Below are 12,799 nucleotides of genomic sequence, written 5' to 3' on the forward strand. Positions count from 1 at the left end.
ATGGTTTCACGTCCAGGACCGCGAAAGTCTTCCTGCAATTCCGGTGAGCTCGACAAGCTGATCGCAGGTCGTCCCGACATCAAACAGTATTACTCCGGGGGACTGAGGTTCAAGGGCATTGAGCCCGTTCCTCAATCTGGTTTCCGGCTGATGCCTGGTTCACTTGATGGTGGTCCGGTTCGTAAGGGGCTCGTATCGATTACGCCTGCGACTTCCGGAAATTCCCTTGGCCCGCATTCCTCGACGGCAACGGTTCACGAGCAGGGCTTTGCCGCCACATCAGTTTCAGGCGTCTATATCTCCGGACTTGCCGCAAATATTTCGTTCAACTTCTCAGTCGAGGTTGCGACTGGTGGCGTCTGGCAGGCGATAACGCCGCTGATGGGAGGCGGATTGTCGGCCGTTTCCCGCTTTGTTGCCTTCCCGCCCGGTCTGGCAAAAACCGCAATCGCGGTGCGCATCGTGGTTTATCCGATCGGGACCGGCACGTTCACGCTTGGCAGTGTGACCGCATTTTCAGAAACCGGCCCATCGGTTTATCCGCGTTATCGCCGCCTTTATGTTTCGAAGGACAACGGATATCAGTTCGCATTTGGTGCCGGGTTTTGCGACATCTGGAAAAACAAGACTTGGGTCGCGTGTGTATATCTGCCAGCGCTGACGGCTGTCATGCTGCCAGATATCGATTTTTACGCCGAGGCTTCGACGGTCGGCGTGTTTCATCCGAAACTGCAGACTATTCGCATTCGACGCGCAGGATCTGACTATGAATGGACGGTCGATCTCTGGCCGTATGAAGGCATTCCGGAAATCGATTATGGCGGGACTTACCCGAAAACCGACGATATCTGGGAAATCTTCATGCGATGGTCGGATAGCGATGCGACCTATTGCTATCTCAACCTCAAGGTTAATGGCGAAGATGCTGCATCAGTGCCGTTCCGTAATTCGGCGTCGGGTAGCATTGTGCCGATCAATGGCAACAGCACAGTTGCTAACTGGAACGACTTTGCCGCGAGGCTGGCTGTTGCCCTGAACGATCTGCCGTCGATCGATGGCGGCGTGACCGTCCAGAACAATGAACTGCCAGGCGGAAAGTCCTGGAAGCTGACAATCACTTTTGGCGGGGCTTCATCGGGCGAGCAATATGAGCTCGGCGCGCTTGTTGCCAATACGTCGGAAGTTTCCGCGCTGCCATCACATACGCAAATCGGCAAGACTGGCGGCGAGCCGATTATCAGTACTTCTCGCGGCTGGCCTGGAACTGCCGCACTGATGCAGGATCGATTGGGTTATGCGAACCTTGAGGGGCAGCCAAGTGCGCAGATCCTCAGTCAGCAGGGCGAATATTTCAACCTGAATATCAAGGCAACCGCAGACAATGCCGCTCGTCTTGATCGGTTGCGACCGCAAACGACCGAACAGCTCCTGCGCATCAAAGATTCGAAATACTTCCTCGCCTTCACGGATCTGGGGGCTTACTTCGCCACAAACCGCACCATTAGCCGGAATGAGCCGTTGAATTATGTTCTGGCTTCCGAAGTGGGCATTCGACCGAACACGGATCCGATCGATCTCGAGGGCTTGCTGTATTACGTTTCGAACAACGGGCAGATGATCCTTTCGCTCGTTTACGACGACGTCTCCACCAGCTTCAACGCCAATCCGGAAACGCTGTTATCTTCGCATCTGATCAAGGGCATCTTGCGGAACGCCCGACAGGTCGGGTCCACAGCGACGGATACAAACCGCATGTGGTTGCTGCGTGATGACGGCCGATTGCTATCCGCGAACGTAATTCGCAATCAGGATATCCTTGGGTTATGCGAATGGTTGTGCGCAGATAGCGGCAAAGTCCGCGAGATCGCGATCGACGGCTATAACGATCCGTGGATCTGCACTGATCGCGGCGGCGAGCTGCGCCACGAATATATGCAGGAAAACTTGCTGTTTCAGCAGGCGGTCAAGTCTACCACGGATCTTGCCGGCCGTGTTTCTGGCCTGCCATATCCGAACGGCACAACATTATGGTGTGAAGCTGATGGCTTCCTACTTGGCCCGTTTGTTTGTCAGGCCGGGGTGATCGATCTCGGCATGGCTTATTCTCAGGTGACCGTCGGCCGCTGGATCGCGCCGATCTATGAATCAATGCCCCATGTCCTCGTGCTGGACGATGACCGCATTTTGCGTCGGCCGGGTCGCATCCATACCGCTGAAATCAATGTCATTGACACCAACTCCTTGGCCGTCGGTGCAAATAACCGTCGGGTCAAAGACGTAGAGTGGTTGGAAACGAGTGATCCTGCCGACGCTCCGCTGCCCCGCAAGACCAAGAAGGTCAAAGTTACGGGAATAAAGGGCCACGCGGTCGATACCACTCTTGTCATAACGCAAGTGCGGCCTGGATACCTGCAGGTGCGCGATTACTCGACGGGGGAAAAGCTGTAATGGCAATGATCTTCACGGGCCTGGCTTCTCTGTTGGGTGGCGGCGCTGCCGCCGGTACCGGTGCCGCTGCAGGGGCGGCAGCGGGCGCAACTGCGGGGATCAGCGCCGGCGGTTTGATTTCCACGATCCTGCAGGGAACGGCAACTGTTCTTGGCGTTGCATCTGCATTTTCTGCAGGCGCTGCAGAAGAGGATGCGTTGAAGGCGCAGGCGATCGATGCCGAGCGCGAACAGGCCGTTCAGAACCTGCAGGGGATCGAGCGGCGAGGGTCAATCAAAGCGGCGATGCGAGACGCGCAAGGCGCAATTGATAGCGCATATGCTTCGTCCGGTCTGGATCTGTCGTTCGGCACCGCCGCCCAGGCCAAGCAAGAGGCCTATCGCGAGGCGGATATGATGACGACAACGAACACCGGCACTGAGCTCGGCAACGGCGCGCGCCTCATGGAACGTGCGGCGAACTATCGAAATGCAGCCAAGCGCGCTCGTCGAGCTGGCATTGTACAGGGTCTTACGGCAGGCATTGGTGGCGCTGCCGATATTGCAAGGCGGTACTGATGGCAAACCAACGTCGCGAAGTTGTCAACTATCAGAAACTGACCGGGCGGGCCATTCTATCGGATGGCCTTCTTGGTGTTGCGCGCGAGGGCGGAGATCTCGAGCGAAAAGTCGCCGAGGGATTTTTCCGTCTTGCTGGTGTCGCCGGCCAGATCGCCAATGAATACGCTGAGGTCGACGGCGCACGTGCGGGTCGTGCTGCAGCTTTGGCAGGTGGTCCAGGTGCGGCAACTGTGTCCGGACAAGTCGATCCGGCAAGCGCGGGCGGTCCCGTCGGGGGTAGCTTTGAACTTTCAGCTAATTTCACCGGTAGCAAATCCGCACCCGGAGAGATTGAGGCTTACGTTCGGTCAGCAGCCCAGAAACGCGGCATAAATCCGGATCATGCTGTTCGTGTCGCAAAATCTGAAGGTGGGTTGAACGGCTTTGTTCAAAGCGGTGTGACGAAAAATGGTCGTCGTGAACCTTCATTTGGTCCGTTCCAACTCCTGGTTGGAGGTGGGAATACAGGGTTCCCGGAAGGGCTCGGAAATCGTTTTGAGGCAGAAACTGGCCTGAGAGCGAGCGATCCGGCAAACCTTTTCAAGACTATCGATTATGCCCTCGATGAGGCGAGCAAAAAAGGCTGGGGGCAGTGGTATGGTGCAAAGGCGGTCGGGATCGGAAACTGGGACGGCATAGGCAGGCAAGCCGGTGTTGACCCGATCCAGACCGGGGCCACACCGCCGACGGGGGTTTCGCCGGCTGTTGCGCGTTCTGTCGCCGCGCCTGGTGTTGTGCCTGCAATACCGCAGCCGAAAGGGCTTGTCGAAAAGGGCAATATAGATTTGCAGAACCGACCGGTTGTCAAAAATCAGGATGGTTCAATAAGTACGGTTCGCTCGATCTCGATCAACGAGGACGGAACTGAAATCCTAATCCCGACCGTTTCGCCCGACGGAAAGGTTTTGTCCGATGAGAAAGCTGTCGAGCTCTATCATCAGACCGGAAAACATCTGGGAAAGTTTAAAGACGCTAAAGAGGCTGATGCCTATGCCGAAACACTGCATAGAGACCAGGAACGGCAGTATTATAATCCGCAGGGCAACGTAAACATTACTCCAGGCAAGCGGGGCGGCTTTCAGCCGACAAACAGCAGTTCGATCTATGGGCGGGCATATGATGCTGCCGGCACGAAAACCTATCTGCAGCAACTCGATACGACCATGCGGTCGGATATCTTCAACGTTTATATGGCCACGAAGGATGATCCGGTCGCGCTGCAAAGCAAACTTAATGATCTTAAAAAGCTGCAGCTTGAGGATCATGTATTCGACGAAATCCGACCGGAATACGAAAACGCGTTCGCTCGAATGACGCAACCTTATATCGAGCAAGCGATCCGCGATAAGGAAACGCGGAAGGAGCAGCAAAATCGGGCTGAGTTCTTGTCCCGGACTTCAGAGCTCGAAACCGATGTGCAGCGCCGAATTGCATCTGTCTCTGCAGATAATCCCGGTGCGGTCGATGCTGTCCAATCGGCACAGACAGCGATCGACGACCATTTCGATGCGGCAGTCACGCTTGGTGTGATGTCGGCCGACGATGCAGCGAAGGCTAAAATTACCAGCCGACGCGCGACGGCCGTCGGCTTCTATTTGCGCCAGGCTGAAAACCTTCCATCGGACAAGGTTGCCGCTCTCCGGAAAACCATGCAGACGGATTTCGCCGCCGGTGGCCTTGACGGCCTCGATGGTGACGGCTGGGAAATCCTCGATGCCAAACTGGATGCTCTCGAGCGTTCAAAGCGTGTTGAGGATAATCAGGCCAAAACCGCACTTACCAAGCGGGGAAACGATTTCGTCGAACGGTTGGCGGCCGGGTTTGAGGTCGACGAAGCGGCTTTTGCGAAATTCAAGCTTGATGCTTCTACGGCTACCGGCGGGCAGGCCATTGTCGATGAGACTGTTGCGAAGATCGATCTTGCCCACAAACTCGGGGGCTTGCCGATCAAGGATGCCCAGGCGAAGGTTATGCAATTGCGCCGTGATCTGGGCTCGAACCCAACCGATGCCCAGCTGCGCACTTATGGTTACGCGAGTGATTTCGTCGAAGCCAAGGCCAAGCTACTGGCCGATGATCCCGTCGCATTTGTGCAGAATGCTGATCCTACCGTCCGCGCGGCTTGGAACGAGGTATCAGCAGACAATCCGGCAAGTTTTGAGAAGGCCGTTTCTGCCACCGTCGCCGCGCAGGAACGGCTTGGGGTTGTCTCGCCGAAAATACTGCCAAAGTCTGTCGCACAGGCGGCGGTGTCGCAGTTCAACAATGCAAAGCTCGAGGACAACGATCGGATCGCCGGCGTTACCAATCTGATGTTTGCGACTGAGGATCGCGCGCAGCGTCGCGCAATTTTCGATCAGATGGTCGGCGCCGGCCTGGACGGTTTTACGGAAGGTGCTTTCAACGCGCTCGATCGCGGAGATCCGGAGGCCGCTCGTCGGCTCTTCCAGGCTGCGATGCTCGATCCGGATAAACAGCCTGGCACACTCTCCGTCAAGCCATCTGAGATCGACGACGAAATTCAGGCCAACATCATGGCCGATGGCAAGATCGGCGATATTTATTATGGCCTGTCGGGCGGGACGGCGCAGAATTATTTGCTTGCAGAGCGTGACGCAAAACTGATGAAGCGCTCTGTACAGATGCGTTTGCGTGCCGGTCAGGATGTAAATGCCGCTGTTGCCGGTGTCGCACGTGATCTTTACGGCGACGTTGTTCCGATCCAGCGCAACGGATCTGTCAACGCCGAGATCCTTTTGCCCCGCGATCGTGATCCGGCTGATGTCATGGCTGGCCTCAATGAAATGAAATCGCGTGTGCGCAGTGCCCTCGAAGCTGCCGTCTCGACACCTGCAGGCGTCAAGGTTTCGGACGGGGGCCGTGCCATCCATGATGCAGTTACGAAAAATCACATTGCCAGCATATTGGATGAGGGCGTTTTCCGCAGCGCTGGCGATGGTTTCGTTTTCATCGATAGTTATAGCGGCCTGGCTGTTCCCGGAAAGGATGGCAAGCCACTTCTGTTTTCGCTCGAGGACGTCACATCATCCGGACGCGCGGCACTTGAAGCCCGTAAATCGTCTGATCCGATCGGTGATTTGAATGAATGGCGGGCCGGACAATGATGGGATTTCGCGCAACTCCGTCCTTCAATACACTTTCTCCTGGTCAGATGGTCCAGGATGCTTATGCGCAGCCCATGGGCATTGGCAGCACATTTCTGGATCAGCTCGGCGGAGGGGCGCTCGAAAGCTACGGCCTCGGCACATTCTTGCGGGGAAGTTCGCTGCCAATGACCGCTCCGCTCGAAAAGCAGTCCGTCTATACCGGTCGCACAATTGGCGGGTTGCAGGAACAACGATTTGAGACCGATGAAGAATTTTCCGCCCGGCGCAAAGCGGCAGGGGCGATGACGCAGGACGAATATATCGCTTCGCCCTACTATCGTAACAACATTCCTTACGATGCTGGCATGACGCGCGATCGTGCTGCGACACTTGCCGCCTGGGATGACGCAAAGAAAGTCCGTCAATTTTATGCGGAAAAGCGTCCGGTTACGTCTTTCTTTGGCAATCTGGCAGGCCAAGCACTCGACCCTATCAACTATATTCCCGTTGCTGGCCCTTTGGTGAAGGGCGCTGCAGCTGCAAAGTTCGGTCGCGTTGGAGGCGCTGCACTTGCTGGTTCGCTTGATGCTGCGACTAACACGGCGGTTTTCGGTCTGGCGACGGCTGACGCGCGCGCGGATCTGGGTGATGACGTTTCATGGCAGGCGATGACAACTGACATCGCAATGGCGGCTCTTATCGGGGGTGCATTTGGTGCCGTCGGTGGCGTCCTCGGTCGCCGTGCAGATGCGAGGTTGGAAGCCGCGACGAAAGAGCAGCTTTCGACTTTGCGCAATGTGCAGGAAGCGCGCATTGCTCTCAATGAGGCCATTGACGGCCTGCTGACGGAAGGGGAGGTAAAACTATCTCCCAACGCAATTGAGCCTCTTGCCCGTGTGACGGATGAGGTTGCGCCGCGTGTTGCGATAGATTCTATCGCGCGTAATCTGGAGCCTGCGACCTTCGAACGTCTAGACGCTCTTGATCGGACATTTGAAATCAATTCTGCTGAAATTGCGCGTCTGACCTCTCTTTCAATCGATAATGAGCGGTTTGGTCCAACTCGCGCGGCCATGATCGAGGCTGAGCGTCTCGCGGAACGGTTGGAAAAAGCGGAAGCCAATGTTGCAAAGGCTGGCTCTGACAAGGAGCGTGCCGCCGCCGTCCAGAGACGCGACGCTATCAGGACGGATCTGCGCGAACGACTGTCATTGATCGACGACAATGTTGTTCGAGAAATCGAAACGATTGATGAAAGCCTGCGCGCGCGTCGATCAGCGAATGAGCCGGTTTCACGGGAACGAATGGAACTGCAGCAGCGCGTCGAGCAGCTGCAGGCTGATGCCCGAAAAGCCTATTGGGCCGATGCTACGGAAAATTTCAACCGGATTTCGTCACCTGTCGACGATGTGGATCCTGCGGTGAATCAGTCTGCTACGCCGGTGACTGAGTTGGCTGCGCCTGGCACCCGGATCACTCGTCCTGCAGTCAGCGCCATTGATGTTTCGCGCCCACGCCCGGAACCGATCCCCGACGGGCGATCCCAGGCGGAAAACTCTGTCGGCCGACCGGACGATTATCGTGCGCTTGCCGAGCAGTACCGTGTTGATCCAGCAAATGGTTCATTCGTCGAGGAAGCCGATATCGCCCAGCTTGAATTTGAAGGGCGTTTGACGGAGGCCGACAAGGCCGCAATCGCTGCAGCACAATCAACCTTTGATGACGGGGCCGCTTATGGCGAAGCGCTCAAGGCCGCCGTTGCCTGTTTGATCTGAGGTTTTCCCATGGCAAAAAAATACACTCCGGACGCTGGATGCTTCAATGCGGCCAACAAGGCGTCTGGTGAGCGCCTGACAAAAGACGAGATCAATGATGCATTCCAGCGCATCGCAGATTATCGCGACCGCCTTCGCACGGAAGGCAACACCGACGGCATGGCCGACAAGCTTCGCAGCTTTGCCGAACGCGAAGCCGAGCGCACGAGGGTGGCTGCGGCGATGCAGCGTAGGCATACAGCGCTGAACATTATCGTGCGCGACAAGCTTGAAGATTCGATCGACAGTTTGATGGCGCAAGGGCTGTCACCTCGGCAGGCGCTTCTTTCTGTCATCGAGGGAACGCAGGCAGGCATCGAAGGTGGTCGCGTTTCGGTGGCCGCTCTCAATCAGGCTTATGAGGCCCGTTATCTCGGCGCTATGTTTGCCGAGCTGCAGGCGAACAAACCCGAGCTCATTCACATGTTGTCAGATCCACGCTTTGACGCTGACATCATGCGCGAAATGTCTGAGCTCAAGCAAAATGGAAAGCCGGGCATAACCGGCAATAAAGATGCGCAATATGCTGCAAAGGTCTTTGCATCCTATGCCGAAATGGCTCGTACGGATCTGAACAAGCTTGGTGCGTCGATCGGCAAACTGGAAGGCTGGGCCGGTGCTCAAACGCATGACGATGTGAAGATGATTGCCGCCGGCAAGGATGCGTGGGTTTCTTCGGTTCGTGGCAAGCTAGATCTCGATCGCACGTTCCCGGATGCTGCCAGCGAGATCGAAGTCATCGATGCGCTTGGCGACATTTACGACACGATCATCACCGGATTTTCCAACAAGACAACTGCAGCCGAGAAGGGACAGCGTGTCAATCCAGCGAACCTTGCCAAGTCTCTCGGAAAGTCGCGTGTGCTGCATTTCCGCGATGCAGACGCTGCATTGGCATATCGTGACGAATTTGGCATGGGGAATACTGTCTCCGGAATGTTCGCTCATTTGCGCAGCGCGGCCCGTACAGCGGCAAATATGGATGCGTTGGGGCCGAACCCCGAAGTGATGTTCGCGAGCCTTGCAGACGGCATGAAGCGGAAAATTAAAGACGATCCGAAAATATCTGATGCTGACAAGGTGAAACAGATCAACGGCCTGAATGCAGAAGCCGGGCCGCTTCGCCAGGCGATCGAGATCTCGACCGGGCTTGCGTCTCGTCCGGTCAATGTGACGGCCGCGAAAATCAGCGCAGATATTCGCGCCGGCCTTTCCATGGCAAAGCTTGGCGGCGCGACGATCTCGTCGCTTTCCGATCTGCCCGTCTCAGCGGTCTCTTCGATGTTTCGTGGTTCCGGTTTCTGGCAGGGTCTCTTTCGGCAGGTTGACGGTATCCTGAAAGGTCGGCCGAAAGGCGAGCAGGCAGAGATCTCTTATCTGCTTGGCGAGGGATTCGACGGCATGATCGGCCATATCGTTTCGCCGGCCGCAGCAAATGATAGTCCGGTTGGCAAGCTTTCCGCGCTGCAGGAGAAATATTTCCGTTGGAACGGCTTGTCCTGGTGGACCGATGTGAACCGCGCAACTGCCGGGCGTGTCATCGCGGCCGAGATGGGTATGCGTGCGAAAAGCGCCTTCGCGGATCTTCCGGATCGATATCGTCATGTTCTAGGTCTTCACGGGATCGACCAGGCGAAATGGGATGCCATTCGCCAGGCGAATTTCCGGGAAGGCAACGGTAGCGTATATGTGACGCCTGATCGTATTCGTCTCCTTGATGACGCTGCTATCGAGCCTCTCGCGGCTGATCGCATCGCGGCCGCGCGCCTTGCCACGAAACTTGATGAGGCCAAATCAGATTCGACCAGGCAGAAGCGCCAGGCGGAGTTCGACGAGCGGCGCGCGGATATCATTTCAGATGCTCGCCGGGATCTCGAGCTTTCGGTACTGCGCTTTGTCGCTGATGAGACCAGTTACAGTGTCGTCGAAGTCGATCCCCGCACTCGCCGCACGATGACACAAGGCTATCGGCCGGGAACCTTCGGTGGCGAGGCAATGCGTTTTATCGGCCAGTTCAAGGGCTTCCCAGTTTCCTTCACGCAGCGCGTTATAGGGCGTGCGCTCTATGGGCAGCGCAAGGATGCCTCGTTTCTTGAGAAGGGCGCTCATATAGGTTCGTTGCTCGCCGGCATGACGATGGCGGGGTATATGGTCATTGCGATGAAGGACGCAGCGCGAGGATATTGGCCACCGCGAGATCCCTTCGATTACAAGACAATCCTTGCGGCGCTGGCGCAGGGCGGCGCGGCCGGCCTGTACGGTGATTTCCTTTTCGCTCAGAAAAACCGGTTTGGCGGCGGCGTGCTTGAATCGATTGCCGGCCCGACGATCGGGGAGGCGGCGCAGCTGACTGAGAACCTGTTGAGTTTGCGCGATGCCGCTGCCGGAAAACTGACAGGAAATGAGGCGAAAGCACCATGGGCGCAGATGTTTAGCCAGGCGGTGAATAATACGCCAATGGCGAACCTCTTCTATGTTCGGCCGGCGCTGGACTATCTTTTCCTCAATTCGATCAGAGAATCTCTGTCGCCTGGTTACCTCAAGCGACAGACAAAGCGGCGGATGGAAGATTACGGGCAACGCCGCCTTATTCCAGATCAAGCCCTGCGCTGACAGGTTGTCGGCAATTAACGTCGCTCCCAATCGGTGAAAATCGGCAGAAACCAACGTGGGGTCTGCCGACATGCCTAATCCTTATCCGCTTCCTCGTGAAACTCGCGAAACTCAGGTACTTGTTGGCGACGGTGTCAGCACCACTTTCGGCCCGTTTACCTGGAAGATTTTTGACATCGAGGATGTGGCCGTTCTAACCAAGGCGGCGGGACAGTCCAATTGGGCGACAACCGACGTTGTTGTCATCAAAACAGATCCTGTTGCAGCGTTCTCCACTTTCACGGTCACATTTCCTGCGCCGCTCGCCACCACGACAGAATATGTTGTTCTGGGCGACCGGCTTCACAAGCGGTCAACGGATCTGTTTCGCGGCGGCACCATCATCAGCAATGAGCTGGAAAAGGAGATTTCGAAACAGGGCGTGGTGCTGCAGGAGCTCCGCCGCGACGCCAATCGCACAATCACATTTCCACCGGATTTTCAGGGGGAGCGCACGCTGCCGAGCTACGGTCCCGGCCGAGCGATAATTTGGGATGCTGATGCAGAGCGACTTACCAATGGTCCGAATGCTGAGGATATTGCAGCGGCAGAGCAGAATGCAGAACGCGCCGAAGAAGCCGCACAACGTGCAGAAGATGCGGCAGCTACGATCAACTTACCATCCATTGACCCGGGCGATGCCGGCCAAATACTAACCGTAAAGGATGATGGTTCCGGATATGAGTTCAGGCGCGCACCAATAAGCGTTGCAAGTCGGTTGCTTTTAAAAGATGTGCCGGTTTTCTTTGGCGCTATAAATTTGCTCGAGCCCGGAAGAGAGGGCCTGTTCGTTCTAAAGGCAGGTATTGCCGCCGATGACGATCCGATGGAAGGTGTATTAGTTAAAAGTAATACACCGGGTTACTACTGGAGGCGGGTATTTGATGGTCCTGTTGATGTGCGTTGGTTTGGGGCTCGTCTGGATGGAAGTTTCGATGACACTTTAAACGTACAGGCAGCTCTCGACTTTCACGGGCATGCTGTAGTTCCGTTCACCACAGAGGGGATCATACTTGACGGGCTCACCCTTAAAACCGGCTTCATATTGGAAGGGGGGCAAGGAATCTATAAAGGCGCTGTTTCTGACGCTACAGCCAAAGAGAAAGTGACTGTGCGTTTTTCAGGCGCATCAGCGATTAACATTCGTTCCTGGACATTTGGCGCTCGCGCGACTTTACGTGGATTTCAATTCGTTGGTACTGCTTCGTCGACTGGATCTGCGGTACTTTTGAAGACCAGCTTGCAGCCGATCATGGGAGTACATCTCGAGGATCTGGATTTTAACAACTGTTACAACGCCATCCATGATGAAGTGCATTCGACTAACTGGAGCCAGATGGTCTCGGCAGTTCGTATCGCTTGTTATTTCCCTCGGAACATGCAGATCCGAAACAGGCGTTCGCAAGGTTTCATGAAGTTCGAAGATATCCGCATTGATTACGTCTCGAACACTGGCGCGATTAACTGGGATGGTGCTCGATTCGAAGAGATTGGAGGCCTGGAACTGATACGCTTTGACGTTCTTGGTTTGGGCAATGATACGACTTTCCGAAGCGGAGCATACGGCTTGGTCGTGACCGGAAATACATTGCGGTCGAGCGTTTGGCTCGACAGAGTGTTGATGGATAGCCTGAATTCGAATGGCCTACTCATAAATGGAATATTCAATGTCCAAGGCCAATGTGTTTCAGCTGGCCTATGTTATGGAAACTCGATAACTCTGCAGGCTTGTGACTTTATTAGCCTAGACAACGTGACAGTTTACGGAGCAAAACCGATTGCTGGTGCTCCGTCTGGCGTTCAAGGCTTGCGTGTTGCATCCTGTGAGAATGGTGCGATTAGCAATCTCATGATTAAGGACGTTAAAGGGCACGGTTATGTGCTCAATAGCAGCCACTTTATACGAGCTTCCGGCGGCGTAATAAGAGATAACGTTGGGACCGGTATTCTTGAAGCTGGAACTTCTGATTTTAACGTCAATTCCAATTTGGCTGTTCTTTCGAATACTGCATCATTGACGCAGGTGGGAGCTCAGTCTGCTACTGTCAGCTGGACACCAAATTCAGGAACGTTTACCGCCCAAACTGTCGGAGCAGCTTCAATAGCTTAAAGAAGTGATGCGAACTTTATTTTTCCTTCGCTGGTGAATATAGTTCAACCGACTTTGGAGGCGGAGAGG

The 12,799-nt window shown here is 55.6% G+C and carries 7 protein-coding genes; 6 read left to right on the plus strand and 1 reads right to left on the minus strand.

Going from position 1 to position 12,799, the window contains the following annotated elements:
- From QBD01_RS05365 to QBD01_RS05380, 4 genes are all read left to right on the plus strand, one after another.
- A complete protein-coding gene (locus tag QBD01_RS05365; RefSeq protein ID WP_280991893.1) occupies positions 1–2,448 on the plus strand; it encodes a hypothetical protein in 2,448 nt (815 codons plus the stop codon).
- The gene (locus tag QBD01_RS05370; RefSeq protein ID WP_280991894.1) at positions 2,448–3,005 is read left to right on the plus strand and encodes a hypothetical protein; all 558 of its coding nucleotides are present in this window, start codon (positions 2,448–2,450) and stop codon (positions 3,003–3,005) included. The genes QBD01_RS05365 and QBD01_RS05370 overlap by 1 nt, the downstream gene beginning before the upstream one ends.
- A 947-nt stretch (positions 3,006–3,952) precedes the next feature.
- Complete coding sequence (locus tag QBD01_RS05375; protein ID WP_280991895.1) at positions 3,953–6,172, plus strand: hypothetical protein; 2,220 nt, start codon at positions 3,953–3,955, stop codon at positions 6,170–6,172.
- Complete coding sequence (locus QBD01_RS05380; protein WP_280991896.1) at positions 6,169–7,929, plus strand: hypothetical protein; 1,761 nt, start codon at positions 6,169–6,171, stop codon at positions 7,927–7,929. The genes QBD01_RS05375 and QBD01_RS05380 overlap by 4 nt, the downstream gene beginning before the upstream one ends.
- On the opposite strand, the gene QBD01_RS05385 is transcribed toward QBD01_RS05380, so the two are convergent.
- A complete protein-coding gene (locus QBD01_RS05385) occupies positions 7,864–8,229 on the minus strand; it encodes a hypothetical protein (RefSeq protein ID WP_280991897.1) in 366 nt (121 codons plus the stop codon). The genes QBD01_RS05380 and QBD01_RS05385 overlap by 66 nt on opposite strands.
- A gap of 120 nt (positions 8,230–8,349) precedes the next feature.
- Here QBD01_RS05385 and QBD01_RS05390 point away from each other — a divergent pair, with 120 nt between their 5' ends.
- Together QBD01_RS05390 and QBD01_RS05395 are read left to right on the plus strand one after the other, a co-directional pair.
- Positions 8,350–10,581: a hypothetical protein gene (locus QBD01_RS05390; protein WP_280991898.1), complete on the plus strand. Its 2,232-nt coding sequence runs from the start codon at positions 8,350–8,352 to the stop codon at positions 10,579–10,581.
- Between the two features lie 70 nt (positions 10,582–10,651).
- A complete protein-coding gene (locus QBD01_RS05395) occupies positions 10,652–12,730 on the plus strand; it encodes a hypothetical protein (RefSeq protein WP_280991899.1) in 2,079 nt (692 codons plus the stop codon).
- The last annotated feature ends 69 nt before the right edge of the window (positions 12,731–12,799 follow it).

Origin of the sequence: Ochrobactrum sp. 19YEA23 (assembly GCF_029909865.1) — a bacterium.
In the GTDB taxonomy this organism is placed as follows: Bacteria; Pseudomonadota; Alphaproteobacteria; order Rhizobiales; family Rhizobiaceae; genus Brucella; species Brucella gambitense.